The organism is Halochromatium glycolicum, from assembly GCF_016584085.1.
Lineage (GTDB): Bacteria > Pseudomonadota > Gammaproteobacteria > Chromatiales > Chromatiaceae > Lamprobacter > Lamprobacter glycolicus.
Window position 1 is genome coordinate 1 of record NZ_NRSJ01000055.1, and the last position, 26,860, is coordinate 26,860.

Annotated in this window: 23 protein-coding genes; 16 read left to right on the plus strand and 7 right to left on the minus strand. The window is 64.3% G+C overall.

From position 1 onward, the window contains the following. The first annotated feature begins 651 nt into the window (after positions 1 to 651). The 3 genes from soeA to soeC all read left to right on the plus strand — a co-directional run bounded on the left by soeA (position 652) and on the right by soeC (position 5,453). Positions 652 to 3,558 carry a sulfite dehydrogenase subunit SoeA gene (gene soeA, locus CKO40_RS20750; RefSeq protein ID WP_200348362.1) on the plus strand — a complete coding sequence of 969 codons (2,907 nt, stop codon included), beginning with the start codon at positions 652 to 654 and terminating at the stop codon, positions 3,556 to 3,558. A 148-nt stretch (positions 3,559 to 3,706) separates the two neighbouring features. Continuing rightward, entirely contained in the window at positions 3,707 to 4,429 is a 723-nt protein-coding gene (gene soeB, locus CKO40_RS20755; RefSeq protein ID WP_200348363.1) for a sulfite dehydrogenase subunit SoeB, read from the plus strand. A gap of 43 nt (positions 4,430 to 4,472) precedes the next feature. Further along, positions 4,473 to 5,453, plus strand: coding sequence for a sulfite dehydrogenase subunit SoeC (gene soeC / locus CKO40_RS20760; RefSeq protein ID WP_200348364.1), 981 nt, complete (start codon positions 4,473 to 4,475; stop codon positions 5,451 to 5,453). A 183-nt stretch (positions 5,454 to 5,636) separates the two neighbouring features. Here soeC and CKO40_RS20765 read toward each other — a convergent pair whose 3' ends face one another. Beyond that, a complete protein-coding gene (locus CKO40_RS20765; RefSeq protein ID WP_200348365.1) occupies positions 5,637 to 5,834 on the minus strand; it encodes a hypothetical protein in 198 nt (65 codons plus the stop codon). 109 nt (positions 5,835 to 5,943) lie between these two features. Further along, on the minus strand, positions 5,944 to 7,401 hold the full coding sequence (locus CKO40_RS20770) for an NAD(P)/FAD-dependent oxidoreductase (RefSeq protein WP_200348366.1): 1,458 nt from the start codon (positions 7,399 to 7,401) through the stop codon (positions 5,944 to 5,946). 142 nt (positions 7,402 to 7,543) lie between these two features. Between CKO40_RS20770 and CKO40_RS20775 the strand changes: the two genes are divergently transcribed. Both CKO40_RS20775 and trhP read left to right on the plus strand, forming a co-directional pair. Then, the gene (locus CKO40_RS20775) at positions 7,544 to 8,740 is read left to right on the plus strand and encodes a ChaN family lipoprotein (RefSeq protein WP_242477220.1); all 1,197 of its coding nucleotides are present in this window, start codon (positions 7,544 to 7,546) and stop codon (positions 8,738 to 8,740) included. Then, the gene (gene trhP / locus CKO40_RS20780) at positions 8,740 to 10,191 is read left to right on the plus strand and encodes a prephenate-dependent tRNA uridine(34) hydroxylase TrhP (RefSeq protein ID WP_200348367.1); all 1,452 of its coding nucleotides are present in this window, start codon (positions 8,740 to 8,742) and stop codon (positions 10,189 to 10,191) included. Before CKO40_RS20775 ends, trhP begins: the two co-directional genes overlap by 1 nt. A 16-nt stretch (positions 10,192 to 10,207) precedes the next feature. Here the strand turns inward: trhP and CKO40_RS20785 are convergent, their stop codons facing one another. Together CKO40_RS20785 and CKO40_RS20790 are read right to left on the minus strand one after the other, a co-directional pair. Further along, entirely contained in the window at positions 10,208 to 11,191 is a 984-nt protein-coding gene (locus CKO40_RS20785; RefSeq protein ID WP_200348368.1) for an aldolase catalytic domain-containing protein, read from the minus strand. 313 nt (positions 11,192 to 11,504) lie between these two features. After that, positions 11,505 to 12,752 carry a 30S ribosomal protein S1 gene (locus CKO40_RS20790; RefSeq protein WP_200348369.1) on the minus strand — a complete coding sequence of 416 codons (1,248 nt, stop codon included), beginning with the start codon at positions 12,750 to 12,752 and terminating at the stop codon, positions 11,505 to 11,507. A gap of 334 nt (positions 12,753 to 13,086) precedes the next feature. Between CKO40_RS20790 and CKO40_RS20795 the strand changes: the two genes are divergently transcribed. The 4 genes from CKO40_RS20795 (at position 13,087) to CKO40_RS20810 (ending at position 16,995) form a co-directional block, all read left to right on the plus strand. Beyond that, a complete protein-coding gene (locus CKO40_RS20795) occupies positions 13,087 to 14,052 on the plus strand; it encodes an acetyltransferase (RefSeq protein WP_200348370.1) in 966 nt (321 codons plus the stop codon). Between the two features lie 125 nt (positions 14,053 to 14,177). Continuing rightward, a complete protein-coding gene (locus CKO40_RS20800; protein WP_200348371.1) occupies positions 14,178 to 14,651 on the plus strand; it encodes a gamma-glutamylcyclotransferase family protein in 474 nt (157 codons plus the stop codon). Further along, positions 14,632 to 15,144, plus strand: coding sequence for an OsmC family protein (locus CKO40_RS20805; protein WP_200348372.1), 513 nt, complete (start codon positions 14,632 to 14,634; stop codon positions 15,142 to 15,144). The genes CKO40_RS20800 and CKO40_RS20805 overlap by 20 nt, the downstream gene beginning before the upstream one ends. Positions 15,145 to 15,237: 93 nt before the next feature. Next, on the plus strand, positions 15,238 to 16,995 hold the full coding sequence (locus CKO40_RS20810; RefSeq protein ID WP_200348373.1) for a RyR domain-containing protein: 1,758 nt from the start codon (positions 15,238 to 15,240) through the stop codon (positions 16,993 to 16,995). A 73-nt stretch (positions 16,996 to 17,068) separates the two neighbouring features. On the opposite strand, the gene CKO40_RS20815 is transcribed toward CKO40_RS20810, so the two are convergent. The 3 genes from CKO40_RS20815 to CKO40_RS20825 form a co-directional block, all read right to left on the minus strand. Further along, positions 17,069 to 17,584 (minus strand): DUF1249 domain-containing protein, encoded by a 516-nt coding sequence (locus CKO40_RS20815; RefSeq protein ID WP_200348374.1) that lies wholly within the window; start codon positions 17,582 to 17,584, stop codon positions 17,069 to 17,071. Positions 17,585 to 17,703: 119 nt separating this feature from the next. Beyond that, positions 17,704 to 18,072 (minus strand): thioredoxin, encoded by a 369-nt coding sequence (gene trxA, locus CKO40_RS20820; protein ID WP_200348375.1) that lies wholly within the window; start codon positions 18,070 to 18,072, stop codon positions 17,704 to 17,706. A 91-nt stretch (positions 18,073 to 18,163) separates the two neighbouring features. Beyond that, entirely contained in the window at positions 18,164 to 18,802 is a 639-nt protein-coding gene (locus CKO40_RS20825) for a class I SAM-dependent methyltransferase (protein WP_338074236.1), read from the minus strand. A 317-nt stretch (positions 18,803 to 19,119) separates the two neighbouring features. On the opposite strand from CKO40_RS20825, the gene CKO40_RS20830 reads away from it, so the two are divergent. The 7 genes from CKO40_RS20830 to CKO40_RS20860 all read left to right on the plus strand — a co-directional run bounded on the left by CKO40_RS20830 (position 19,120) and on the right by CKO40_RS20860 (position 26,763). Continuing rightward, complete coding sequence (locus CKO40_RS20830; RefSeq protein WP_200348376.1) at positions 19,120 to 19,590, plus strand: Rrf2 family transcriptional regulator; 471 nt, start codon at positions 19,120 to 19,122, stop codon at positions 19,588 to 19,590. A gap of 669 nt (positions 19,591 to 20,259) precedes the next feature. Further along, entirely contained in the window at positions 20,260 to 21,189 is a 930-nt protein-coding gene (gene prmB / locus CKO40_RS20835) for a 50S ribosomal protein L3 N(5)-glutamine methyltransferase (RefSeq protein WP_338074237.1), read from the plus strand. A 91-nt stretch (positions 21,190 to 21,280) separates the two neighbouring features. Then, complete coding sequence (gene hemN, locus CKO40_RS20840) at positions 21,281 to 22,738, plus strand: oxygen-independent coproporphyrinogen III oxidase (protein ID WP_200348377.1); 1,458 nt, start codon at positions 21,281 to 21,283, stop codon at positions 22,736 to 22,738. A 121-nt stretch (positions 22,739 to 22,859) separates the two neighbouring features. Then, positions 22,860 to 23,498 (plus strand): thiamine phosphate synthase, encoded by a 639-nt coding sequence (gene thiE / locus CKO40_RS20845; protein WP_200348378.1) that lies wholly within the window; start codon positions 22,860 to 22,862, stop codon positions 23,496 to 23,498. Next, a complete protein-coding gene (thiD, locus tag CKO40_RS20850) occupies positions 23,495 to 24,319 on the plus strand; it encodes a bifunctional hydroxymethylpyrimidine kinase/phosphomethylpyrimidine kinase (protein WP_200348379.1) in 825 nt (274 codons plus the stop codon). Before thiE ends, thiD begins: the two co-directional genes overlap by 4 nt. A gap of 36 nt (positions 24,320 to 24,355) precedes the next feature. Continuing rightward, positions 24,356 to 25,804 carry a type I restriction-modification system subunit M gene (locus CKO40_RS20855; RefSeq protein WP_200348380.1) on the plus strand — a complete coding sequence of 483 codons (1,449 nt, stop codon included), beginning with the start codon at positions 24,356 to 24,358 and terminating at the stop codon, positions 25,802 to 25,804. Further along, positions 25,801 to 26,763, plus strand: coding sequence for a restriction endonuclease subunit S (locus CKO40_RS20860; RefSeq protein WP_200348381.1), 963 nt, complete (start codon positions 25,801 to 25,803; stop codon positions 26,761 to 26,763). Before CKO40_RS20855 ends, CKO40_RS20860 begins: the two co-directional genes overlap by 4 nt. Positions 26,764 to 26,860 lie beyond the last annotated feature (97 nt).

Consider the following 26,860-nt stretch of genomic DNA (forward strand, 5'->3'; position numbering starts at 1 on the left):
GCTTTTGTCCGATGGGTGTGCAACGATTGTTGTGTAGCGACTGCTCAACTGAGGAGCCGGATGCGGGAATTCCGCACGTCCGGATCTGTGGGAACCACGGGTGAGCAATCACCCGTGGTCACCCGGCGGCAATCGCCTTAGCGGTCAATGGGGCCGTCGCGCGTGGCTCCGGTGTGGCCGCTCGAGACACATCCAGAACGCACTCTCACAACACCAACGAGTTTGAGCGGTGACACCCGAGTACCGCGCTGACAAGACTCAACCCCTCACCCGGGGCAGTCCGTTCGAATCACATTCGATTGATGCAGGCCAAGTTCGGCGGCGTCCCGAAAAAGTGCTTATCAGAACATAAATGATTTGAAAATTGAGGGGCTTAGGTTAAGCAGCGGGCCCTCGCAGGGCACGCGGGCGGACGATCCCGCACACAGCCATTCGGCTATCGGTATCTGCTCGAAGCCAGAAAAGCGCTCGCTAAACAGATAGATAGGGACCTTTCGCCGAGCTGCCCCAAGCGTCTCTACCGGTTCGATGTCGAGTGAAAATTCCCCTGTGGTCTGCAACGTTGTGCGCGATTAACTGCGCGTACCACTCAGGCTTCGCAAACATTAGAATGTACCGTCATTCTCTAAGGCTGGACGAACGCAACGACCCATGAAAGACCCTGCTGTGCACCACGATGCCGAGATCGGCCGGACCGAGGTCAAAGAGACCACCTGCTACATGTGCGCCTGTCGCTGCGGTATCCGCGTGCACCTGCGCGACGGGCAGGTCCGCTACATCGAGGGCAATCCGAACCATCCGTTGAACAAGGGCGTGCTCTGCGCTAAGGGGTCGTCCGGGATCATGAAGCAGGTCTCGCCGGCCCGCCTGACCAAGCCGCTGCGCCGCAAGGCCAAGGCCAAGCGCGGCGAATCGCAGTTCGAGGAGATCTCCTGGGACGAGGCGCTGACCATGCTCAGCGAGCGGTTGACGAAGCTGCGCGCCGAGGACCCGAAGAAGTTCGCGCTCTTCACCGGCCGCGACCAGATGCAGGCCCTGACCGGCATGTTCGCGAAGCAGTTCGGCACCCCGAACTATGCGGCCCACGGCGGCTTCTGCTCGGTGAACATGGCCACCGGGATGATCTACTCGATCGGCGGCTCGTTCTGGGAGTTCGGCGGGCCCGACCTGGACCGGGCCAAGCTGTTCGTGATGATCGGCACCGCCGAGGACCACCACTCGAACCCGCTCAAGATCGCGATCTCCAAGTTCAAGCGCGAGGGCGGGCGCTTCATCGCGATCAACCCGGTGCGCTCCGGCTACGGTGCGATCGCCGACGAATGGGTGCCGATCAAGCCCGGCACCGACGGCGCGCTGTTCCTGGCGCTGACCAACGAGATCCTCAAGGTCGGCCTGTTCGACCGCGAGTTCTTGATCCAGTACACCAATGCCCCTGAGCTCGTCATCGATGACCCATCGCGCGACGACCACGGCATGTTCTACCGCGACGAGTCGGTCGACGTGACCCGCGGCTGCACCGATCCGCAGGACAAGTTTTGGTGGGACCGCCACAACGGCGAGGTGCTGACCCACACCGAGGGCGCCGATCCGCGCCTGCTCGGCAGCTACACGATGAAGGACGGCACCCCGGTGAAGCCGTCGTTTCAGCTGCTCAAGGAGCGCGTCGAGCCCTACACCGCCGAATGGGCCGAGGGCATCACCGGCATCCCGGCTGCGACCATCCGCCGGCTGGCGCACGAGATGGGTGTCACCGCGCGCGACCATAAGATCGAGCTGCCGATCAACTGGACCGATGCCTGGGACAAGGAGCACGATACCGTCACCGGCAACCCGGTCGCCTTCCATGCGATGCGCGGGCTTGCGGCGCACTCGAACGGCTTCCAGACCATCCGCGCGCTGAGCATCCTGATGACCGTGCTCGGCACCATCGACCGCCCCGGCGGCTTCCGCCACAAGGCGCCGTTCCCGAAGCCGATCCCGCCCTGCCCGAAGCCACCGCACGGCCCCGAGGCGGTGCAGCCGAACACACCGCTCGACGGGCTGCCGCTGGGCTGGCCGGCGAAGCCCGAGGACCTGTTCGTCGACGAGGCCGGCGAGCCGGTGCGTATCGACAAGGCGTTCTCGTGGGAATACCCGCTGGCCGCGCACGGCCTGATGCACAACGTCATCACCAATGCCTGGCGCGGTGACCCCTATCCGATCGACACCCTGTTCCTGTTCATGGCCAACATGGCCTGGAACTCGTCGATGAACACGGTCGAGACGCGCAAGATGCTGACCGACCAAGACGAGAACGGCGACTACAAGATCCCGTTCCTGGTCGTCTGCGACACCTTCGCATCGGAGACCGTCGCCTTCGCCGATCTGGTGCTGCCGGATACGACCTATCTCGAACGCCACGACGTGCTCTCGATGCTCGATCGGCCGATCTCCGAGTTCGACGGCCCGGTCGATTCGGTGCGCCTGCCGGTGCTGCCGCCGAAGGGCGACAGCCGGCCGTTCCAGGACGTGCTCATCGACCTCGGCGCACGCATCGGGCTGCCGGCCTTCACCAACGACGACGGCACCGCGAAGTACAAGAACTATCCGGACTTCATCGTCAACTACGAGACCTCGCCCGGCTCCGGGATCGGCTTCCTCGCCGGTTGGCGCGGCAAGTTCGGTGAGAAATACCTCAAGGGCGAGCCGAACCCGAGCCAATGGGAGCATTACGCGGCGAACGGCTGCGTCTTCCATCACGAGCTGCCGCGCAGCTACCAGTACATGCGCAACTGGAACAAGGGCTACCTGCACTGGGCGCGCGCGCATGGCCTGACCCGCTGGGCCGAGCCGATCACCCTGCACATCTACTCCGAGGTCCTGCAGCGCTTCCGTGCTGCGGCCCAGGGCAAGTGGCCGGGTCGGCGCCCGCCCGAGCGCTACCGCGAGCGCATCGAGACCTACTTCGATCCGCTGCCGTTCTACTACGAGCCGCTCGAGACCCAGCGCATCGACAAGAAGCGCTTCCCGCTCAATGCGCTGACCCAGCGGCCGATGGCGATGTACCACAGCTGGGACAGCCAGAACGCCTGGCTGCGCCAGATCCACAGCCACAACTACCTGTTCGTGAACCCGAAGATGGCGATCGCCCAGGGCATCGAGGATGGCGACTGGATCTGGGTCGAGTCGCACCTCGGCCGGGTCAAGTGCATGTGCCGCTACTCGGAGGCGGTCGAGCCCGGCACCGTCTGGACCTGGAACGCGATCGGCAAGAGCGCCGGGGCCTGGGGCCTGAGCGCGAACGCCGACGAGTCGAAGAAGGGCTTCCTGCTCAACCACATCATCGGCGAGGAGCTGCCTCAGGCCAGCGCCGATGGCGGCCAGCACCTGTCGAACTCGGACCCGCTGACCGGCCAGGCCGCCTGGTACGACGTGCGCGTGCGCATCGAGAAGGTCGAGCCCAGCGGGGCGAAGGTGACCGAGCCACAGTTCGCGCCGATGAAACCGCTTCCGGGACAGCTGACCCGACCGCAGCAGCGCTGGCAGGCCTACGTCGCCGGCCTGTTCGGCCGCAAATAGGCGCGGCTGCGACGCAGCACGAGCGGGCGTCGGCCGCAGCCTGGCCGGCGCCAGGCCGACGACCCCATCCGGAATGTGCCCGCTCTAGCGGGGCGGGCACGCCTAGCGACCTTGATGCCTCCGGGCCAGAATCACCAGCGATAGAGCCATGACCCAACTCGCCCTCGTCATCGATCTAAACGTCTGCGTTGGCTGCCACGCCTGCGTGACCTCCTGCAAACAATGGAACACCTCGGGCTGGGCCGGGCCCATGGTGGACGAGAACGCCTACGGCGCCGATCCGACCGGCACCTTCTTCAACCGTGTCCAGACCTATGAGATCGGTAGCTTTCCGAGCACCGAAACGGTCCATTTCCCGAAGAGCTGCCTGCACTGCGAGGACCCACCGTGCGTGCCGGTGTGCCCGACCGGCGCCTCATATAAGCGTGAGGACAACGGCGTGGTGCTGGTCGACTACGATAAGTGCATCGGCTGTAAGTACTGCTCCTGGGCCTGCCCCTATGGCGTCCGAGAGCTCGACGAGCAGCAGAAGGTGATGAAGAAGTGCACCCTTTGCATCGATCGCATCACCGATCAGACCCTGCCCGAGGCCGAGCGCCAGCCTGCCTGCGTGCTGGCTTGCCCGACCAATGCGCGGCTCTATGGCGATGTCCATGACCCGGATTCTGAGGTCTCGATCGCGATCCGCGAGCGTGGCGGTTATGCGCTGATGCCGGAGTGGGGGACCAAGCCGGCGAATCATTATCTGCCGCGGCAGAAGAACCATATGCACATCAGCGAAGAAGACCTGCAGCGCTCCGACAATCCGCTCACCAAGGAGGACATCACTGTCTACTCCGGTGAAGAGACGCTCGATGACGTCTCCTGGTAGCCGCTGAGCGCTCGATACAACCCGTAACGCAGTAGTAGCCATCATGCATCCAGCCTTCTCTGTGATCTTCCTGACCACGCTCATCGGTGCCGGGCAGGGCCTGTTCTTAGCGCTCTTCACCGGGCAGCTGTATTCGACCATCCACCTGGTCGAGGAGCAGCCCGGCTCGTTCTACGCGGTCGGCAGTGCCTTGTCGCTCCTGCTCCTGATCGCCGGCCTCGGCGCGTCCTTCTTCCACCTCGGGCGGCCGGAGCGTGCCTGGCGCGCGGCGGCGATGTGGCGGACCTCCTGGCTCTCGCGGGAGGTCATCGTGCTCCCGGCGATGATGGGCATCGTCTTCTTCTATGGCCTGTTCCATTGGGCCGGGTGGACGGAACCGTTCATCGTGTTCGGCGACGGCGCGCTGCCTGTCGATACCACCTTTGTGCTCGGCCTGCTCGGCGTCATCGTTGCGCTGGCGCTGTTCGTCAGCACCGGTATGATCTATGCGAGCGTCAAGTTTCTGGAGGAATGGCATTCGCCCTACACGGTGGTGAACTTCATGTTCCTCGGCACCGCGTCCGGTTTCATGCTCGCCGCCGCGTACTCGGCCTGGCTGGGCAATAATCTGGTCGGCTTCTTCGGCACCTGGGCCGTGATCGCGACCCTGCTCGGTCTGGGGACTCGCACCGCATCGCTGTTCCGGAACGCCTCGCTCAAGCATCAGAGTACGCTGCAGACGGCGATCGGTATTCGGCATCGGTCGATCGAGCAGAAGTCGCAAGGATTCTCGGCGAGCTCGTTCAACACCCGTGAATTCTTCCATCACCAGAGTCCGGCCACCCTCAAGCTGGTGCGCAATGCCTTCCTGGTGTTGGTCTTTCCGGTACCGATCGCATTGATCCTGTTGGCTTACCTGCTCGAGTCGCCGACGCTGCCGATCGCGGCCTTTGCGCTTCAGTATCTGGGGCTACTGGCCGAGCGCTGGTACTTCTTCGCCGAGGCCGAGCATCCGCAAAACCTCTACTATCAGCAGATTTCCTGATTGGGCCGACTCTCTGCTGCGGTCTTTCGGTCTGTCCCCGCCCTTGCGCGAACCGATAATGGGACCCTGCTCATCGAAAGGCCCGAGCCTCCACGGAGGACTCGGGCCTGTTCGTCGGTCGATCCGGCCTTTCGCCTTGCGCTGCGGAGCGGCGCCTGGGTTTGATGCCTGCTCCGCGATCGATCAGTGATGGGAGCGGAACATCAGCTTGAAGATCTTCAGGTTGATGACGAGGAAACGCCAGAACTGCCAGACCAGGTTCGAGCGCATAAAGCGCGTAAAGCCGGTCGGCACAGGCGGATAATAGGCCTGCTGATAGGGTTCCTTGTTCTTCGGCTTGCTGGCAGCGGGATTGTCGGCGGTCGCGGCGTCTTGGGTCATGGAGGTGCCTCTCGAATAGGTCGGATGATGGTCGCCCCTTGCGGGATCGGCCTAAGGCCGAGCAACCGCGGGGCTAGGGCTCCGTGTGTCGGTCTGAATCAGTCCGGAATCAGTCCGGAAGCAGCGACCAACCTGGCTTCAGCTTCGCCTGGTAGATGAACACATGGTGAAGGATGTACTTCATCCAGTGACCCGCTAGCCCGATCTCGCCGAAGGTTAGATCGATGTCACGGCCGTAATCCGGATAGGTCTCGTAGTCGGGCACGACCGGGAAGACCGTCATTGTTGCGGCCGAGCCCTTGAACAGATCCATGCCGGTGGAGGCGACGCAGGCGGCGCCCATCTCGGCCATCGAGGCGGTGTGGGTCGGCTCCTCGGAGCCTGAAAGCATGTCGCGAATGCTCTCGGCGACGGCCTTGCCGATCGTGGCTGAGGGCATACCGGTGCGCGGTGGCGTCGGGTTGATCGGAGTGCCGTTCGCGCTCTTCATCGGCTTGCTGATCAGGTGCGGCGGCGCAAACGCGATGCCGATCGCGAAGACGTTCTTGTAGGCCGGCGTCTGATAGGTCTTGGGCCAGTCCTCCTTGCCCCAGTCCTCGTATGGCTTCGGGGTATAGTCACCGTCGACCTTCATGAAGCCGTTCGGCGCGAAGACATCGCTGGTGATGTCGCTGCCGTCCTTCGCATAGGCCTTCATCGGCTGACCGGCGAACGGCGGGATCAGCATCGCGAAGTCGAACTCGAGCACATGCTCGCTGCCGTCGAGCAGCTCGTAGTGGATCTTGCCTGGCTCGATCTGCTTGACCGCGGCTCGAACGATCCACTCCATGCCGCGCTCGACCATCAAGGACTCGGCGAACACCTTGCCGTTGGTGATGTAGCCGCCGCGTTTGATGTGCACGCCGCCCATGCCGAAGTCGCCGAGTTCGTACTCGTTGCTGATCCAGACCAAGCGGGCCTTGTCGCGCACACCCTCATCGCGGAACAGGTGTTCGATGTTATAGATATACTCGAAGGCAGCGCCCTGACAGGTGCACATCCCGTGACCGGTGCCGATGACGAAGGTCCGTTTCTCGCCGCGCTTCATCGCCGCGATGTTGGACTGGAGCTGCTCATTGGCGTGGAGTGCGTGGCCGGGAGTGCAGACCGAGGTCGTATAGCCTTCATCGGGCCCAAGCCCCGGCGTGGCGCCGAAGTTGAGCTTCGGACCGGTGGCGTTGATCAGGTAGTCGTAGTCGACATCCTCGGTTTGTCCGGACTTGGCCGCATCGGTGTACTCGATCGTGACGAAGGGACGCTCACTGGCCTCGCTCCCCTCGGGATTGATCGAGACCGCCTTCGCCTGCTTGAAGGTGGCACCAAGCTTCTTGTAGACCGGTGCGAGCTCGAAGGTGACCTGCTCTTCTTTCATCTCACCGACCCCGACCCAGATATTCGATGGGATCCAATTCCATTTCGCGTTCGGTGAGACGACGACGATCTCATGCTGCTTGCCGATCCATTTGCCGAGCCAGCGAGCGGCTGTGTGACCGGAAATGCCCGCGCCGAGTATCACGATGCGTGCCATGCTGTAACCTCCAATGGTTGATGTTTGTGACCCAGCCTAGCAGCGTCGCCGAGACAGTAAAAGCGGTCCAGATCAAGGATTAAGCGGAACTCAGCGGCGCTTTGGTGGTCGCTGTCATCTAGCCTACAGAGAGAGTCCCGATATGCTCCAGAAGCCTGCGATGTCCTGGCTGCTCAGTTCAATCTCGGTCCTGGTCTTGGGGGCGTTCCCGCTACTCGGGGCGCAGGCCATGCCGCCGGCCGAGGACGATGACACAGGTTCGTCCCGTCAAGTCGTCTCAGAGCTCGATCCGAGGACCAAGGTGCTCGATGTGTCGACCCTTGGTAGCCTGGACCGCCTGATCGATGCGCTGGTCGATGATCGTGTCGTCTTCGTCGGTGAGTCACACGACCGCTATGAGGACCATCTCAATCAGCTCGAGATCATTCGGGGCCTGGTCGAGCGCGGTAATCAGGTCGCTGTGGGCATGGAGTTCTTCCAGCAGCCCTTCCAAACGCAGCTCGATGCCTATATCGCTGGGACCCTCGATGAAGAGGCCTTCCTTCGTGAAACCGAGTACTTCGAGCGCTGGCGGTTCGACTACCGCCTCTATCGTCCGATCCTGCGCTACGCGCGCGAGCATGGCATCCCGCTGATCGCACTCAATGTGCCGCGCGAGATTACCCAGAAGGTCGGTGACGGTGGGATCGATTCGCTGTCGTCTGCTGAGAGGCGCCAGATCCCCGACGAGATCGATCGTGACGATGCCGATTATCGGGCACACGTCGAGCAGGTCTTCGAGATGCACCCCAAGGACGAGGATGCCTCCTTCGAACACTTCCTCGAGGTCCAACTGCTATGGGACGAGGGTATGGCCGAGCGGGCTGCACAGTGGCTTGAGGCGAATCCGGGCAAGCAATTGGTCGTGCTCGCCGGGGTCGGGCACGTCCAGTACGGGCGCGGGATACCGGCTCGGCTGCAGCGTCGGGTCGATGCGCCGATGTCGATCGTGATGAACGGCCACCAGCGGCCTCTCGATCCCGAGATTGCGGACTATCTCCTCTATCCGCAGCCGGTCGAGCTGCCCAAGACGGGGCTCATGGGGGTCATGCTCGACACCGAGACAGCCGGGGCAGGCGTGGCGATCCAAGGGTTCGCGCAGAAGAGCGGTGCGCGTGAGGCTGGTGTCGAGACCGGCGACCGGATCATCGAGATCGGCGATATCCCGATCGAGTCCTATGCCGATATCCGGATCGCGCTGATGGATAGCCGCCCCGGAGAGCGCTTGCCGATTCAGGTGGTGCGCGATCGTCTGGTCGGCGGTGCGAAGCAGCTCAGCTTCGACGTGACGCTGCAGTGATGATCACTGCGGAGGAGGGGGCTCGGTCGGCCGGACCGGAGCTGCTGTCGCCAGCGGGAACACTGCGCAGCCTGCGTTATGCGCTGGCCTATGGTGCCGATGCCGTCTATGCCGGCATCCCGCGTTATAGCCTGCGGGTGCGCAACAACGAGTTCGGCAATCTGGCCGCCCTGGCCGAGGGGATCGCGGCTGTCCATGCCGCGGGCAAGCGTTTCTATCTGGCCGCGAACCTGATGCCGCATGGCGCCAAGCTGGAGACCTTCGTTGCCGACCTCGAGCCGGTGGTCGCGCTCGATCCTGATGCGCTGATCATGTCGGACCCAGGGCTGATCATGCTGGTTCGCGAGCGCTGGCCCGAACTGCCGGTGCATCTATCGGTGCAGGCCAATACCACCAATGCGGCGGCGGTGCGGTTCTGGCAGCAGCAGGGCATCCGGCGCATCATCCTCTCGCGCGAACTGTCGCTCGACGAGATCGCGGCGATCCGCTCGGCCTGTCCCGATATCGAGCTCGAGGTCTTCGTCCATGGCGCCCTCTGCATCGCCTACTCTGGCCGCTGCCTGCTGTCCGGCTATCTGAATCATCGTGATGCCAATCAGGGTAGCTGCACCAATGCGTGCCGCTGGTCGTACCGGGTGGGTCGGCCGGGCCAGCCCTCGGACACTGGGCAACAAGCAGGGGTCTTTGACGGTGCGGCAGGCGCCCATTCTGCTGAGCTCGAATCTGCGCCGATGCCCGCACTCTCCAATGGCCTCGCGCCGGCGGCCGTTCAGCAGCCGGGGCCGAAGCCGAAGCCGAGGCAGGAGCAGGGGCGCCATCCGGAGGCTGACCAGCTCTGGTGGCTCGAGGAGTCCGAACGGCCGGGCGAGTACATGGCCCTGTTCGAGGACGAGCATGGAAGCTATGTGATGAACTCGCGCGACCTCTGTGCAGTGGAGCATGTCGCCCGTCTCAGTGCGATCGGCATCGATTCCTTGAAGATCGAGGGACGCACCAAGTCGCATTACTACAGCGCGCGGACGACCTCGGTCTATCGGCGTGCGATCGACGACGCGGTCACCGGGCGTCCATTCGATCCGGCGCTGCTCGAAGAGCTCCAGGGCCTTGCCAACCGCGGCTACACCGAGGGCTTCCTGCGCCGGCATGCGCCGGCAGCGCTACAGAATTATGATAACGGGAGCTCGTTCAGTGCGCAGCGTCAGTTCGTCGGTGAGGTGGTGCGGGTCGATCCCGAGGCGGGAACCGCCGAGATCCGAGTGCGCAATCGATTTGCGCCAGGTGACGAGATCGAATGGATCACGCCGTCTGGAACGGAGCGCGTTCGGCTGACGCGGGTGATGACAACCGACGGTCAGTACCTGGACCGGGCGCCCGGCGATGGCTGGACGGTGCGTCTAGACCTACCGGGTCGGCCGGTGAGCGAGGTTGCGTTGCTGGCCAGGGTCCTTTGATCCGATCCTAGACCTCTCAGATCTCGGAGACCACCTTGTCGTAGAAGGCGAGGAAGTCGTCCGGGGTCGCTCCTTCGCGCCACTCGATGGCCGCGCGCGGATGCTGATTGAGCTGCCCGGTGAGGTTATACGGCAGCGACGGGCCCCAGTCGATCTCGCGGCGCAACGGCAGGATGTGCTCCTGGATCACCTCGATGATCGGGCGCACCTCGAACTTCGGGTTGCGCAGGAAGCCGAGCAGGATCTCGGTGTGGCAGTTGCCGGCGCCGCGGCCGAAGCCGAAGATGGTCGAGTCCACCCGATTGCAGCCGAGGATGATCGCCTCGATGGTGTTCGCGAAGGCGAGCTGGAGATTGTTGTGGGCGTGGATGCCGATCTCCTTTCCGGTGCCGGCGAGCGCATCGGCGTACTTGTGATAGAGCCGGTCGACCTGCTCGCGATAGAGGTGTCCGAAGCTGTCGACGATGACCATGGTGCTGGCCGGGGTGTCGGCAATCGCCTCGAGCACGGTATCGATCTCGGTCTCGGTGATGTTCGAGACCGCCATCAGATTGGCCGTGGTCTCGTAGCCCTGCTCGGCGGCAAAACGGATCATGTCGACCGCCTCGGAGACCTGGTGGGCGTAGAAGGCGACCCGGATCATGCTCAGCGGGCTCTCGGCCTCGGGCACGATCTGCGTCTCCCAGTCGCTCTTGCCGGCATCGGCCATCGCCGCGAGCCTGAGGCCGGTGGCGGCCGGATCATGATCGCCGACAACCCGCTGCAGATCGGTCTCGTCGCAGTGGCGCCAAGGCCCGAACTTCGCGCGCGGAAAGGTCTTCGGTGAGTTCTTGTAGCCGATCTCCATGTAATCGACGCCGGCGTTGATGCAGGCGTGATAACAGGCGCTGACGAACTCGTCGCTGAATTGGTGGGCGTTGACCAGGCCGCCATCGCGCACCGTGCAATCCAGCACCTTGAGCTCCGGCCGATACGTGATCCAAGGGGCCTTTTCGGTCATGGGATGTCTCCGGGGGTGTTCGTTTTCTGATTGTGGGTCGGAGCGGTGGCGGTCCATTGTGTCAGCCGTCACATCATCCGATGATCGCCGTTGCATTGGGGCGCTGGACATCCTTGTCCCGGGATCTGGGTCGGCGAGGTCACCATACTCAACAGACCTGTCAGCATCGGACCGAGCGGTCGCACCAGCCTCAACGGGATGCTGGGAAATCCATCAATGGGAAATCCATCCATGTCCCCGGGAACCGATCCCGCGCCAAGCGGCGCAATGAGCGCTGCTCGCAGCCTGCGGCCGGCTGGGGCGCCACGGGGGCCTAACCTGCATCGCCGCGTCCGAGCTGAGCCTTGAGAAGCTCGCCCAGGGTGCCGAGGCCGGCCTCGCTGTCGCCGTCGCTTTCGGGCTCGGCGGTCTTTCTCGCTGCCGCTGCGGTGGGTGCCGGCGGGGAGGCAACGGCTGCTTCGCCCTCGGCGATGCGCTCCGAGGCCAGCGAAAGCCCGATTCGACGGCGTTCGGTATCGACCTGGACCACGACCGCATCGACCTGCTGGCCGACCTGGACGACATCCTTCGGGTGCTCGATCCGTCTTCCAGCGCCAAGCTCGCTGATATGGGCGAGACCGGTCAAACCAGGCTCGAGCTCGACGAAGGCGCCGAATGGCTCGAGGCGCTCGATTCGCCCCTGGACGCGCGTGCCCGGCCGGTAGCGCTCGGCGGCGTCGGACCAAGGACTCTTGGCGAGCGCTCGGATCGAGAGTGCGATCCGCTCCGGACGCTTCGGGTTATTGGTCTGCTCGATCTTCAGCACTGCGACCTCGATCTCCTGGCCGATGCTCAGCACCTCTTCGGGATGCCGAACGCGGCCGAGCGCGAGCTCGCTGATGTGGATCATCCCCTCCATTCCGCCGAGGTCGACAAAGGCGCCGAACGGCTGCAGTCCAACGACCGTGCCGCTCAGCACGGCGCCGGGCTCGAGCTTGGCGCGGGTCTGTGCGGCGCGCTCGGCCTGCTCCTGCTCGAGAATGGCCCGGCGCGAGACCACGAGGTTGAGACGGCGGCCGCCCTCGAACTTGGTGATCCGAAAGGCGCTGCGCTCGCCAACCAGGGATGACAGGTCTTCGATGAAGCGCAGATCGGCCTGGGATGCGGGGCAGAAGGCACGTTGTCCAGCGATCTGGACCTCGAGGCCGCCTTTGGTCGTTCCGGTGATTTGGCCCTCGACCGGCGTGCCGGAGTGGAATGCGGCCTCGAGCTGCTCGCTGCCGTGGGCGTGTCGGCTGTGACGGGTGCCGAGCACCAGGGTTCCGGTTTCCGGATCGATCCCGGTGACGGTCGCCTCGATCGGATCGCCGACCCCCTTGTCGAGCTGTCCTTCGGTCTCGCGCAGGTTCGCAAGCTCCATCGTTGCTTCCGCCTTGCCGCCGATGTCGACGAACAACTGCTCCGCGCCGATCTCGATAATCGTGCCTTGGACACGATCGCCCACCTTCGGACGCGCGGCGACGGCCTGCTCGGTCTTCTCTAGCTCCTTGAGCAGGGCCTCGAAATCGTTATCGTCGGTCATCAATTCAGGGCCTGTCTGCGGGCCGGTCGAGAATGGGTCGCATCGAAATAAGAACGCTCAGAATAAGAGCGCTCATGAGGCCGTATCGAGACGGCCGCTAGGGGTCGTGCGGGATTCTACTCGGCTGGTTGCACAACGGGCCAGCTCAGGGGACGATTTCTGCTGATCTGAGGCAGCTTGCGAGCACGAGTCGGGTTCTTCGCCTCGGCTATGGTCGCGATCCTGCATGGCACTCAGGCGCAACTCGCGGTTGGGACTATTCGCGACGGCTATGGCCGCGTTACCCTGCATTGCGATTGAGCGCAAGCGTCGACGATCGGGAGCCTTTGATACCATGACGCGTTACGATGTTTTCAACGGCGATGCCGATGGGCTTTGCGCCCTGCAGCAGCTGCATCTGAGCGAACCGGCTGCAGCCCAGGCCGAGCTGGTCACCGGGGTCAAGCGGGATATCGCGCTGCTGCAACGTGTGTCGGCAGCCGCCGGGGACGAGGTCACGGTGCTCGACCTCTCGCTCGACAAGAACCGGACGCCTCTATTGGAGCTGTTGGAGAAGGGGGTGCGGGTGCGTTACGTCGACCACCATCACCCCGGCGAGATCCCGGCACACGAGAACCTCGAGGCCCATATCGACACGGCGGCTGACCGCGGCACCAGCCTGCTCGTCGACGGACTGCTGGAGGGGCGCCACCGTGCCTGGGCGGTGGTCGGGACCTTTGGCGACAACTTCGATATCGCCGCAAGGCGCGCGGCTGCGCCCTTGGCGCTTCAAGACGAGGCGATCGGGCGTCTGCGCGAGCTTGGCATCCTGCTGAACTACAACGGCTATGGGGCCACGGTTGCCGATCTGCACTTTCCGCCAACAGAGCTGTTCGCACGCATGCGCCCCTATGCCGATCCGCTCGAGTTCATCGACCAGGATGACGCCTTTGCGGCGCTGCGGTCCGGCTACGCGGACGATATGGCGCGTGCCCGCGCGGTGACCCCGGAGTGCACCAGTGCAACCCACTATCTGATGGTCTTGCCGGCTGAGGCTTGGGCGCGTCGCGTCGGTGGCGTCTATGCCAATGCGCTGGCGCAAGAGGCGCCGGAGCGGGCCCATGCGATGTTGACTCGGCTGGAATCCGGCGGGTTCGTCGTCAGCGTTCGGGCGCCGATCGAACGCCCGGACGGGGCCGACGTGCTGTGCCGGCAGTTCGAGACAGGCGGCGGCCGCAAGGCGGCGGCCGGCATCAACCGTCTGGACGAGTCCGACTATCCCCGTTTCGAGGAGGCCTTCCTCGCCTCCTTTGCGGGCTGAGGTCAGCGGCTTGGAGCGGCTTGGACCGGCTTTGGACTGGCGGCCGCGACTCATGGTGGCCCTTGCAGCGGGTTGCGGGCCATCGCACAGGGGCTCATCGGGCCGAACGGACTGAGCGCGGAGTCATGCAGCATCTCGTCTTCGTCTACGGCACCTTGTTGGCCGGAGAGGTCAATCATTACCTGCTCGCCGACGCTGAACGGCTTGGGTCCCACCGGACCGAGCCGCGCTTCACCCTGATACAGCTCGGCGCCTATCCAGGGCTGATCACGGGTGGGCATACCGCGGTGCGCGGTGAGGTCTATCGCGTCGATGGCGCTGGCTTGAAGGCCCTGGACCGTCTCGAGGATTACCCTAGGCTCTATGATCGTCAGTTGATCGCGACCCGATTCGGTCGCGCCTGGACCTACCTGTACCGTGGGGCTGTGGGCAGTCGGCGGGCGATCCCGACTGGCGATTGGCGCGATGTCTCCGGCTCGGGAGGTTCTATTCGGGCGGCGGCAGTGCGCGGCCGCCGCGATTCGAAGAATCCAGAGCAACGGCGCCGCGTAGGCCGACAACGCACTGCAGGAGAGAACCATGACGACAGCATCGACTAGCGCCTCCGATACCGCCTCCGGTACTGCTGAGGCAAACGAGCAGGGGCGCTTCACGCTCAACCTCGAACAGCGCGAGGGTTACCAGATCAATGTCGCGTTCGATTGGAAGCGTGCCCCCGATCTGCTCATGGATGAGCCGCCGCCGCTCGGCGAGACGAACGGCCCCAACGCATCGCGGCTGCTGGCTGCGGCCGTCGGCAATTGTCTCTCTGCAAGCCTGCTCTACTGCATCGGCAAGGAGGAGCCGCCCGACGCGAGTCTGCGCACCGAGGTGACCTGCGTGATGATCCGCAACGCGCAGAAGCGGCTACGGATCGGGCGTCTCGAGGTCAAGCTGATCCTGGATGATGCGTTGGTCTCCTCGAAGCGTTTCGAGCGGTGCAAGACGCTGTTCGAGGATTTCTGCGTGGTGTCCGCCAGCATCCGCCAGGGGATTCCGATTGCGGTCTCGGTCGTCGACCAGAGCGGGCAATTGCTTCACCAGAGCGATTGAGCGCAGCCCGCAAGCCCATCGGCGGTAGCCACTGTCGTGGATGCGCGGCCTGATGCGCGGCCTAATGCGCGTCGGTTCCGTCTTCAGACCCTGATGGACCGGCGCGCACGCCGCCGGGTGCTGTTGGTCGGCGAGGGGCGCATCGCTGATGCCTGTGCTGCATTCTTGGGCGCCGGGCCGGGACGGCTGAGGCGGCGTCCCGAGGCTGGGGTCGGTCCGTGCGATCTGGCCGATGTAGACCTCGTGATCGTCGCGATGGGTGACCGCTCCGAGGCTTGGCTCGCCTCTCTGTGGCCGCAGCTCGAGACCAGTGTGCAGTGCAGGCATCCGCTGCGCGTGGTGCTCGTGGAGGATTCGGCGCCGCAGCGCCCGGCCGCAACGGATCAGGATGCCCTTGCGCCGTTGTTGCCGAAGATGCGGCTCGAGCGCGTCTCGATCCCCCAACGGGCGGCACGCCAACTGCTCGTCCGTTGGCCGCTACACTGGGGCGCAGACCCCTGCTTCGGTCAGCCGGTCCATCTGTTGATCCTCGGCGAGGATGCCTTTGCTGAAGCCCTGCTCGTGCAGGCGCTTCGTATCGGTCAATACGGTGAGCAGCGCTTGCGGGTGACCGTGCTGGCGCGGGCAAGCGAGCGGTTTCGGCATGCGTTCGATGCCGCCTTTCCGCAGGCCGGCGAGATCGCCGATATCGATTTCGGCTCGCTCGAGGACCCGCCGCTGCAGTCGGCGCCGCCGGTGACGATGGCCGTGATCTGTGCCGAGCCACCAGAATCGGCGCTTGCGCTGGCTGATTCGATCAAGACCCGACTGGCGTTGGCGCACCAGGCACCGCCACTGTTGATCGATGTCGGTGAGGTCGAGCCGGCCGGCGAACTCGCTGACTGGGACGCACAGCTAGTCCCGTTCAGCCGTCTCGCGCTGGCGCTCGACCGCGCCGCCCTGCTCGGCGGGCGCGGTGACGAGCTCGCGCAAGTGATCCATGAGCATTACCGGGATACCACCGCGGCTCAGGGACGTGAGCCATCGAATGAAGCGGCCGGCCGACCATGGGACGTGCTTGCTGCATCCTATCGGGATGCGAACCGCCACCAAGCCGATCATGTTTGGGCAAAGTTGGCGACGACGGACTGTCGGGCCGTTCCGGAGGAGCGCGTCGAGTCGTTTGCGTTCGCGCCGGTCGAGGTCGAGCGTCTGGCGATGATCGAGCATGCGCGCTGGGCGGCTGATCGCTGGCTCGATGGCTGGTCCTATGCGCCTGAGCGGGACAACAGCCGCAAGCACCATCCGCAGCTGATCCCCTACGAGGCGTTATCTGGGCCGATGAAGGACCTGGACCGGTTCGCGGTGCGTCTGGTGCCGACCCTGTTGGCTCGCTCCGGGCTGGGTATCCTGCGAATCCTGCTGGTCGGGGTTGCGCCGTCGAGGGCAAACCCCGAGCGTTCGGTCGAGCGGTTGATCCGGCGCGCACTCGCGCGCTTGGTCGCGCGCTATCCGGATCGTGCGTTGATCATTGCCGCCTCGCCTGCGGACCCGTTTGCCCGGTGTCTTGTGCGCCTCGCGATCGATGAATTCGGGGCGGGCTTCTTCCTGCTGATCGATCGGCCGCTGCCGCGCTTGCTCGAGTATGGCGATCCAGGCGATCGGGGCGTTCGCCTGCAGACGCTGGCGCTGATGAGTCGGGCGGAGCGCCGGATACAGCTCATCGCGCCGGGTGCGTTGCAGCGCTGGCTCGACCAGCGCGCCGAGATCCTCGTCGAGCTCGGCCAACATGATCCGCCGACATCGGTCGGCGAGCGGAAGCGGCTGCGGATTGATCCAGCTGAGGGCCTCGACTGGAACTTCGAATACTGAGCCAGTCGGCTCGGCTCGGCTCGATCAGATCGGGGTTCAAACGGCGTTGGGATTCAAACAGATCGGGGTGCAATCAGACGCTTGGAAGCAGCAGCTTGCGGTTACTCTTGGCGGGTTGCGGCAGGTCTGCATTCGCTGAGAAACGGTGCCCCTCGCGTAAGCAGTAGCCGAGCCACTTCGAAACGAAGAGGTTCGCGCGCCATTTTGCGGCCAACGCCGGGGCGTCATAGTGGCTCAGGACCGGCAGGATGGTCTGACGGAGGCTCAGCACCTCCACCTGTCCCGCGTCATGATAGGCGCGCAGCACTGCATCGGGCTCATCCTCGTGCTGCGGCCCTTCGCGCCCTTCATCGCCAAAGACGTGCGTCAAGCGCAGCGTCGTGGTGTAGGGCGCCTGCTCCGTTATCGCGAGCAACAATTCGGCCTGGTGATCGGGCCTGGAGCGCAACCGCCCCGAGAGCTGTGGCAGCCCCGGTGCCAGCCGCATCAAGGCGTTGTAGTTCTCCTCGCATAACGCCATCAGACCGCCGACGTTCGGTGCGGTCGCCCGAAGGTCGAGACGAGAGACGAACAGAGGAGGTGCCTGCATCGCGGGTGTTGCCAGGGGCGGGCTGCCGCCGCCGGTTTGCCAGGGTTGAATCGGCTGTCACAAGTCTTTCAGTGATTAGCGAGGCGCTACGGCGATGGTAGCGCCGGCCAGGATGCCGATCAGGCGTTGCCTTGCTGCTTGGCGATGTCAGCGCGGACCTGATCCATATCCAGATCCTGGGCCTTGCCGATCAGCTCGCGAAACGAGCTCTCGGGCAGCGCGCCCGGCTGCGAGAAGATGATCACCTGGTCGCGGAAGATCATCAGGGTCGGGATCGATCGGATCTGGAAATGCGCAGCGATGCCCTGTGCTTCCTCGGTGTTGACCTTCGCGAAAACGATGTCCTCGTGGTCGTTTGAGACCTTCTCGAAGACCGGCGCGAACGTCCGGCAGGGTCCACACCAGGTCGCCCAGAAGTCGACGATGACGAAGGGGTTGTCGTTGATCGTCTGCTCGAAATTCTGCTCGTTGAGTTCTACGACTGCCATGAGCGGCTCCTATGTCGTCGAATTTTAAGTGCGCGGCAGTCTAACAGAAATGGCGCAGCCGTCGCTGCATCCCGCCCTCATCGCGTGGGCATTAGCCGTCGCGATGCGTCAGCGCGGCGCTGAAGTCGCCGGAGAGGTAACCGTCGACGATCCGTACCGCGACCCCGATCTCGTTCGCCCAGGCCTCGATCACGTCGGGCATCTGGTAGTTGAACGTCGTCGACTGATGGCGGCCCTTGAGCAGGTTGAACACCAGGCCTGTGCTGACGTGACCCAGGCAGCGTTCGATGAACGCGCGAGTCTCATCCGGTGTCAGCAGCGCCAGGGTGCCGCTGGCAAGGTACCAATCGGCCTCCGGGAGGGGGTCGCTCAGCACGTCGCAATGCAGGATCGGGCAGCCGGTGCGCACGCGCGCACGCTCGACCATCGCTTGGACGGCGTCGAGGCCGATATAGCGCCGCGGCGCTTCGCCGCGCGCGCTCAAGAACTGGTACAGATCGCCGAGCCCGCAGCCGACATCGACGAGGTCGATCCCGGACAGGTCGTCGGGCAGCAGATCTCGCAGCACCTCGAACCGTACGCGCTGACTATCGGCGGAGCGCCAATGCACCCCCTCGGCGTTGTCGCCATAGCGGGCCAAGGCATGGCGATAGAAACTCTCAGTACCAACACGCGGCATGCGGGCGCTCTCGTCGTCTCTCGTCGTGAATAGCGTTTCGGTCGTGCCCAAGGGCTGGTTGGGCTCGCCGGGCCATACCCGAGTGCGGCGGTCGGGAACCGGCGGCGCCGCAGATTGCCGAATCCGAGGGCGTTGGGGCACCGGCGGCTGATTCTCGGCTGATTCTGGCCCGCGTCACCGCGAGCTGAGGCCGTCGGGGTTTGGCTGTTCGGTGCCGGGGCGACTCGGGTTCGAGCGCGTGCTGCCGGCCCCTTGGTCCCCCTTGATCGCAAAATCGAAAAATGCTCGACATTTTTCCTTGACAATCGGCAACCTAAAACCAAGTAGGTAGCTGGGAAAAAGGCCTCGACAACCTTAGGCGTAACACCATGAGACTCTCCACCAAAGGCCGCTACGCCGTCACCGCCATGCTCGATCTCGCTTTGAACTCGGGCAATGGACCGGTGACGCTGGCCGACATCTCGGTCAATCAGGGTATCTCGTTGTCCTATCTTGAGCAGCTGTTTGCTGCATTGCGAGCCAAGCAACTGGTGCGCGGCATTCGTGGTCCAGGGGGCGGATACTATCTCGGGAAAGGCTCCGACCAGATCTCGATCGCCGATATCATCTGCGCCGTTGACGAGTGGGTCGAATTCACACGGTGCGGAGGACGCGAGAACTGTCGCGGAGGCGAGCGCTGCCTCACCCATACCCTGTGGGACCAGCTCAGCGACGAGATCTTCACCTTCCTCAGCGAGATATCGCTTGCGGATCTGGTCGAGCGCGGTCAGCGCAAGGCACGGCACGAGGAACCCCTGACCGCTCAGCCACTCAATGGCGGCAAGCAACGCGCAGCCTGAGCCGCTGGCATCGCCGGCGCTGCTCTCCCGAGAGCAGTCTGCCGGCGCAATGCGCCGATCGCGCATGCAATGTGCCGATCGCGCAGCCTGGGCTGCCAAAGCCGCGATGCAGAGTGGTGAGCTGATCGGCTAAGGTCGTCGTGGCTCCATTGCACGCGCGCGATGCTGGCTCCAGAACAGGTCAACCGCTGTGCTACTGGCAACAGCGGGTTATTGTGGCAACGGATTCATGATCCGTCCAAACCCTGAATCATGACACACCCTTCCGGGCCATCTTAAGAGGCACGATCAAAACGGTCGTTTGACTCGCGCAAGCTCCTGCTTTAACGGCTACAGGAGCCACTCTGTTGGGACTGCATACTTTGCGGGCCCTGCAGGTCTGCGAGCAGTTGGTGCAGGTCCGAACCAGGCCAACCAGTGTCAACCTTTGGGCTGGATCAGCTGCCAACGTTTTTCAGTCGGCATCGCTGGCTCAGCTGATGCTATCCTTCGACGATTGATTGATCGCCCTCGAAACAACAAGAGGGCGAAGGGCCTGGCTGAGTCTCTATCACGCCGCATCTGACTGCGACCCGATGGTGCATTGCCTGGGCAATTCTCTACGGATTGGAGTGGCGCCGGGGCTGTTGGGGCGCTGTCAGTGAAACCGCGCTTCGTGATACTCCAATCGTGACCCGCCAAGACATGAACGACCTGCAGACGATTCGCGACTGGGTGCGATGGGGGGGCTGCCGCTTCACCGAGGCCGGGCTCCACTTCGGCCACGGGACGGATAATGCGTTCGACGAGGCGGCCTGGCTCGTTGCGCATGCGCTGAAGATGCCCCCAACCCTGATCGCCGAGTACGGCGCCTGCCATCTCACCGGCGAGGAGCGGGAGGCAGTCGCGGCGCTGATCGCTCGCCGCATCGATGAGCGCTGCCCCGCCGCCTATCTGACCGGGCGGACCTGGTTCGCCGGCCTCGAGATGACCATCTCCGATCAGGTCATGGTACCGCGCTCGCCGCTGGCGGAGCTGATCGTCGACGGCTTCTCGCCCTGGGCCGATCCGACCCAGGTCAACCGCGTGCTCGATCTGTGCACCGGCAGCGGCTGTATTGGGATCGCAGCGGCGATCCACCTGCCCGATGCCGATGTCGACCTGGCTGACATCTCGCCGGCGGCGCTGCGCGTCGCGATGCGCAACCGCTCCTTGCATGGCCTGGAAGATCGCGTCCGGGTCATCGAATCGGACCTGTTCGCAGCGATCGACGAAGACCCCTACGATGTCATCGTCTCCAATCCGCCCTATGTCGCGGCGGCCGAGCTGGAGTCGCTGCCGGCGGAATATCGCCACGAGCCGACCCTCGCCTTCGCGGCCGGTGAGTCCGGGCTCGATCTGGTCCTGCGCATCCTGCGCGATGCGCCCGACTTCCTGGCCGATGACGGCCTGTTGATCGTCGAGGTTGGCAGTGCCGCGGAAACCCTCCAGGATCGCTTCCCGACGCTGCATTGGACCTGGCTCGAGTTCGACCACGGGGGCGACGGGGTCTTCCTGATGCGCCGCCAGGAGCTGCTCGATGCGCATGCGATCTTCGCCGAGGCGGTAGCCGACTCCTGATCTCTAGCGTTATGGTCGCAGCGACGAACCGCAATCCGTATTCCGACATGATGACGAGGCCCGCCTAGGTCGAGGCTTCGAGGTGCACGCCATGCTTGATAAGACCCGTAATCCAACCGCCTCTGAGGATGTCACGGCCGAGGCGCCGGTCAGCGACGCGCCGGCCGATCAACGGACGGTCTTCGATCTGGAGCTGATCCAGCGCTATGACCAAAGCGGTCCGCGCTACACCTCCTATCCGACCGCGGTCGAGTTCGATCCGGCCTTCGATGCCGAGCGTTACAAGCAGGTCGCGCGCGCGACCAACGCCAGCGGCCGGCCACTCTCGCTCTACTTCCACATCCCGTTCTGCGACACGGTCTGCTTCTACTGTGCCTGCAACAAGGTCGCGACCAAGGACCGCAGCCTGGTGCAGCCCTATCTGGAGCGCGTCTACAAGGAGTTGGCGATGCAGTCCGAGCTGTTCGACGATGATCGGGTCGTCGAGCAACTGCACTGGGGCGGCGGTACGCCGACCTTCATCAGCGCCGCGCAGATGCGCGAGCTGATGGCCGAGACCCGCAAGCACTTCCGGCTCGCCGACGACGAGGTCGGCGAGTACTCGATCGAGATCGACCCGCGCGAGGCCAAGGGCGACACCATCGCGCTGCTGCGCGAGATCGGCTTCAATCGGATGAGCCTGGGCGTGCAGGACTTCGATCCGCGCGTGCAAAAGGCGGTCAACCGGGTGCAGAGCGAGGAGGAGACCTTCGCCGTGCTCGAGGCCGCGCGCCGCGAGGGCTTTCGCTCGATCAGCATCGACCTGATCTACGGCCTGCCGCATCAGACCGCCGACAGCTTCATGGACACGCTCGACAAGATCATTGAGGTCGGACCCGAGCGGCTGTCGGTGTTCAACTATGCCCATCTGCCGCGGCGCTTCATGCCGCAGCGGCGCATCGACGAGGCCGAGCTGCCGCCGCCGCAGGTCAAGCTCGAGATCCTGCAGGCGACCACCGAGCGCCTGACCGAGGCCGGCTGGCTCTACATCGGCATGGACCACTTTGCCCGCCCCGACGACGAGCTGGCGCTGGCCCAGCGCAACGGCACCCTGTACCGCAACTTCCAGGGCTACTCGACCCATGCCGACTGCGATCTGCTCGGCCTCGGCGTGACCTCGATCGGCAAGGTCGGCGCGACCTACAGCCAGAACCGGCGCGAGCTGGACGAATACTATGCCGACATCGACGCCGGCCGGCTGGCGGTGTTCCGCGGCATCGAGCTGACCCGCGACGACGAGATCCGGCGCGACGTGATCACCCGGCTGATCTGTCACTTCAAGCTCGACTTCGCCGAGGTCGAGCGCGCCTGGGGCCTGGACTTCCACGACTACTTCGGCCGCGATCTCGCCAAGCTCGAAGGCATGCAGGCCGACGGCCTGCTCGAGATCGACCGCAGTGGCATCCGCGTCCACCCCAAGGGCCGCATGCTGATCCGCAACATCTGCATGGCCTTCGACGCCTACATGGAGGCCAAGCAGGGCCAGGGCGGCTTCTCGAAGGTGATCTAGACCTTTTGAGGCCCCTGAAACGCGCGCTGCGCCTGAGCGGCGAGCAGGAGGGGGCCTCGCTCTGGCCAGCAACCGAGCGGCGAGCGATTCGCTCACTGTCCGAGCCTCTGAAGCAGGCACGATGATCGATCTCTCCGTCTACCTGATCACCGACGCGGCCCAGTGCGCTGCGCGCGGTCTCGTTGCGACCGTCGCCGCCGCGGTGCGCGGCGGCGTGACCGCGGTCCAACTGCGCGACAAGCACGCCAGCGATGCCGAGCTGATCGCGCAGGGCAGGGCATTGCAGGCGGTTCTGGCCGGAACCGGCGTGCCGCTCATCATCAACGACCGCATCGAGGTCGCCAAGGCGCTCGGCGCCGACGGGGTGCATGTCGGCCAGTCCGATGCGGCCGCGCAGGAAGCGCGCGCCAAGCTCGGCGCAAAGGCGATCATCGGCCTCTCGGTCCAGACACCAGCCCTGGCGTGGGCGGTCGATCCGGCCCTGGTCGACTATGTCGGCATCGGCCCGGTGTTCGCGACCACGACCAAGCGCGATCATTCGCCCCCGCTCGGTTTCGACGGGCTCGCCGCCGTCTGCGCCGCGAGCCCGGTCCCGGCCGTCGCGATCGGCGGCCTGCAGGCGGCGCACGCTGAGGCGGTCTGGGCCGCCGGCGCTCAGGGCATGGCGCTGGTCTCGGCGATCTGCGCGGCCGCGTCCCCGGAGCAGGCGGCGCGGGAGATCGCCGCGGCCACCCAGATTGTTGGAGAGAGCTCGCGATGAGCACCATCAAGCACGTGCTCACGATCGCCGGCTCCGACCCCTCCGGCGGCGCCGGTATCCAGGCCGACATCAAGGCGATCTCGGCCAACGGCGCCTATGCGATGGCGGCGATCACCGCGCTGACCGCGCAGAATACCCAGGGCGTGCGCGGCGTGCAACTCGTCGAGCCGGCGTTCGTCGCCGCCCAGATCGACGCGGTGTTCGAGGACATCCGCGTCGATGCGGTCAAGATCGGGATGCTCGGCTCGGCTGAGATCACCGCAGCGGTCGCCGAGGCCTTGCAGCGCCATCGGGCCCCGCGCATCGTGCTCGATCCGGTGATGGTCGCCAAGGGCGGCGATCGGCTGCTGGCCGAGCAGGCCGTGACCGCACTGCGCGAGCAGTTGCTGCCGCTGGCCAGCGTGCTGACACCGAACCTGCCGGAGGCGGCCGCCTTGCTCGATGAGCCGGAGATCACCGAGGCACAGTTGATGCCGGCACTGGCCGAGCGGCTGCTGGCGCTCGGGCCTGCCGCCGTGCTGCTCAAGGGCGGCCATCTGCGCGGGGCGGCGAGCCCGGACTATCTGGCCACGGCCGACGCCGGCCTGTGGCTGGAGGCCGAGCGCCTGCCGACCCAGAACACCCACGGCACCGGCTGCACCTTGGCCTCGGCGCTCGCCGCGCAATTGGCCAGCGGTGCCGAGCCGATGGCCGCGGCGCGCGCCGCGAAGGCCTACATCGCCGGCGCGATCGCCCAGGCCGACAGCCTCGGCGTCGGTCAGGGCCAGGGGCCGACGCACCATTTTCATGCCCTCTGGAGCGGCTTGCACAGACCGCGCTAGCCGAGCTCTCCGACAACAAGGATCGACCGGACCGCGATGTACGAGAACGCATTCAACGGCATCGAGCGCGACCTGCGCGCCGAGGAAGGCATCAGCAACGAACTGGACTACGTCGAGCAGATCTCCTGGGTGCTGTTCCTGAAGTACCTGCACGACCTGGAGACCGAGCGCCAGGACCGCGCCGAGCTCAGCGGCGAGCCCTATCGTCCCATCATCAGCAGCGGCTTCCGCTGGGACCGCTGGGCGGCACCCAAGCAGGACGGCGAGCTCGACCTCAACGCCGCGCTGACCGGCGACGATCTCATCGCGTTCATCGACGACAAGCTGTTTCCCTATCTGGGCTCCTTCCGGCAGACCGCGCGCAGCGCCCGCAGTATCGAATACAAGATCGGCGAGGTCTTCACCGAGCTGCGCAGCAAGTTCCGCTCCGGCTACATCCTGCGCGACGTGCTCGAGATCGTCGACGGGCTCTCCTTCAACACCCAGGCCCAACGCTACGAACTGTCCGAGCTGTACGAGACGCGCATCCGGCGCATGGGCAACGCTGGGCGCAACGGCGGCGAGTATTACACCCCGCGCCCGCTGATCCGCGCCATGGTGCGGGTGACGGCGCCGCGGATCGGCGAGACGATCTATGACGGCGCGGCCGGCTCCGCCGGCTTCCTGTGCGAGGCGTATGACTACCTGCGCCACGACAAGCTCACCGCCTCCGAGTACGAGACCTTGCAGAGCCGCACCTTCTTCGGCCAGGAGAAGAAGTCGCTCGCCTACATCATCGGCATCATGAACATGGTGCTGCACGGCATCGAGGCGCCGAACATCGTCCACACCAACTCGCTGAACGAGAACCTGATGGACATCCAGGAGCGCGATCGCCACGACGTCATCCTCGCCAATCCACCGTTCGGCGGTGGCGAGCGCAAGGAGGTGCAGCAACACTTCCCGATCAAGACCGGCGAGACCGCCTACCTGTTCCTGCAGCACTTCATGCGCAAGCTGCGCGCCGGTGGCCGCGCCGCCGTGGTGATCAAGAACACCTTTCTCAGCAACACCGACAACGCCAGCGTCGCCTTGCGCAAGGACTTGCTGGAGACCTGCAACCTGCACACCGTGCTCGACTGCCCGCAGGGGACGTTCCAGGGCGCCGGGGTCAAGACCGTGGTGCTGTTCTTCGACAAGGGCGCACCGACCCGCGACATCTGGTACTACCAACTCGATCCGGGGCGCAGCCTGGGCAAGACCAACCCGCTCAACGACGACGACCTGGTCGAGTTCGTCAACCTGCAACGCGACCGCGCCGACAGCCCCAAGAGCTGGACCCGCAGCCGGGATGCGTTGGATGAAACGACCTTCGATCTGTCGGTGAAGAACCCCAACGCCCCGGAGGCCGCGCCGCTGCGTGACCCCGAGGAGATCATCGATGCCATGCTGGCGCGGGATGCCGAGACCGCAACGATCTTGGAGAAGATCAGGGGGATGTTGTGAAGAAGGGGTGGGAGGTTAAGACCATTGCGCAGATTGCCAACCATTCGCTCGGGAAGATGCTGGACAAAAACAATAACAAAGGAACGCTCAAGCCGTATCTTCGGAATCTGAACGTTAGATGGTTTGGTTTCGACCTGAACGACGTTCTCAAAATGAAGTTCGAGGAGCATGAGACCGACCGCTACTCCGCTGTTCGTGGCGATGTCTTAGTCTGCGAAGGCGGCTATCCTGGGAGAGCTGCAATCTGGGAAAGCGACGAGCCAATTTTTTTTCAAAAAGCAATACATCGTGTCCGCTTCCATGAGCCAGAGCGCGCAAAGTGGTTTGTTTACTATCTGTATTACTGCGACGTAAGCGGGGAGCTGAAGAGCTATTTCTCGGGTTCAGGCATCCAGCATTTTACCGGTCAAGCGCTGTCACGTTTTAGCATTCCACTTCCACCACTCGAAGAACAAAAGCAAATCGTCGCCATCCTGGACGAGGCGTTCGAGGGGCTGGATCGCGCCCGTGCGAATGTGGAAGCGAATTTGGAGGACAGCTCGCGGCTGCTGACATCTTTCGTAGACACACTGTTGAGCCAAGACCGTGACAAATGGAAGATCGGAACAGTTCATGAGATGGTTGGCGCAGTGCGTACTGGTCCGTTTGGGTCGCTACTGCACAAATCGGATTACGTCGAAGGTGGTCAGCCATTGATTAATCCAGCCAACATCATCAATGGCATAATTATCCCGGATGCTAGAAAATCTGTTTCTGCAGAAGCACTAGACCGTTTATCGTCTTACTTGCTGATTGAAGGTGACATCGTTATTGGGCGCAGGGGGGAGATGGGCCGCTGCGCGGTCGTCGATAATGCGCAAGCAGGTTCTGTGTGCGGCACTGGCTGTTTCTTCATCCGTCCGAGAGAGAATGTCGTGCCGGCCTTTGTCTCGTGTACGCCCGGCATGGGCATGAACTGATGGGGTGAAAGTCCCCTGTAGGAGTACCTGTAGTGTCCTCTTGGACCAATAGAACTACTAGCCGACGGCAAGGGCAAACCCGCGAGGGGATGTCTGG

What these genes read in the sequence shown, in the direction of transcription:
- trhP (WP_200348367.1), top strand. Translation starts at nt 8,740, where the DNA reads ATGATCACTGCGGAGGAGGGGGCTCGGTCGGCCGGACCGGAGCTGCTG.
- trxA (WP_200348375.1), bottom strand. Translation starts at nt 18,072, where the DNA reads ATGGCAGTCGTAGAACTCAACGAGCAGAATTTCGAGCAGACGATCAAC.
- soeA (WP_200348362.1), top strand. Translation starts at nt 652, where the DNA reads ATGAAAGACCCTGCTGTGCACCACGATGCCGAGATCGGCCGGACCGAG.
- CKO40_RS20810 (WP_200348373.1), top strand. Translation starts at nt 15,238, where the DNA reads ATGGACCGGCGCGCACGCCGCCGGGTGCTGTTGGTCGGCGAGGGGCGC.
- CKO40_RS20775 (WP_242477220.1), top strand. Translation starts at nt 7,544, where the DNA reads ATGCTCCAGAAGCCTGCGATGTCCTGGCTGCTCAGTTCAATCTCGGTC.
- CKO40_RS20790 (WP_200348369.1), bottom strand. Translation starts at nt 12,752, where the DNA reads ATGACCGACGATAACGATTTCGAGGCCCTGCTCAAGGAGCTAGAGAAG.
- CKO40_RS20765 (WP_200348365.1), bottom strand. Translation starts at nt 5,834, where the DNA reads ATGACCCAAGACGCCGCGACCGCCGACAATCCCGCTGCCAGCAAGCCG.
- soeC (WP_200348364.1), top strand. Translation starts at nt 4,473, where the DNA reads ATGCATCCAGCCTTCTCTGTGATCTTCCTGACCACGCTCATCGGTGCC.
- CKO40_RS20785 (WP_200348368.1), bottom strand. Translation starts at nt 11,191, where the DNA reads ATGACCGAAAAGGCCCCTTGGATCACGTATCGGCCGGAGCTCAAGGTG.
- CKO40_RS20855 (WP_200348380.1), top strand. Translation starts at nt 24,356, where the DNA reads ATGTACGAGAACGCATTCAACGGCATCGAGCGCGACCTGCGCGCCGAG.
- hemN (WP_200348377.1), top strand. Translation starts at nt 21,281, where the DNA reads ATGCTTGATAAGACCCGTAATCCAACCGCCTCTGAGGATGTCACGGCC.
- thiD (WP_200348379.1), top strand. Translation starts at nt 23,495, where the DNA reads ATGAGCACCATCAAGCACGTGCTCACGATCGCCGGCTCCGACCCCTCC.
- CKO40_RS20805 (WP_200348372.1), top strand. Translation starts at nt 14,632, where the DNA reads ATGACGACAGCATCGACTAGCGCCTCCGATACCGCCTCCGGTACTGCT.
- CKO40_RS20815 (WP_200348374.1), bottom strand. Translation starts at nt 17,584, where the DNA reads ATGCAGGCACCTCCTCTGTTCGTCTCTCGTCTCGACCTTCGGGCGACC.
- CKO40_RS20770 (WP_200348366.1), bottom strand. Translation starts at nt 7,401, where the DNA reads ATGGCACGCATCGTGATACTCGGCGCGGGCATTTCCGGTCACACAGCC.
- CKO40_RS20795 (WP_200348370.1), top strand. Translation starts at nt 13,087, where the DNA reads ATGACGCGTTACGATGTTTTCAACGGCGATGCCGATGGGCTTTGCGCC.
- soeB (WP_200348363.1), top strand. Translation starts at nt 3,707, where the DNA reads ATGACCCAACTCGCCCTCGTCATCGATCTAAACGTCTGCGTTGGCTGC.
- thiE (WP_200348378.1), top strand. Translation starts at nt 22,860, where the DNA reads ATGATCGATCTCTCCGTCTACCTGATCACCGACGCGGCCCAGTGCGCT.
- CKO40_RS20830 (WP_200348376.1), top strand. Translation starts at nt 19,120, where the DNA reads ATGAGACTCTCCACCAAAGGCCGCTACGCCGTCACCGCCATGCTCGAT.
- CKO40_RS20800 (WP_200348371.1), top strand. Translation starts at nt 14,178, where the DNA reads ATGCAGCATCTCGTCTTCGTCTACGGCACCTTGTTGGCCGGAGAGGTC.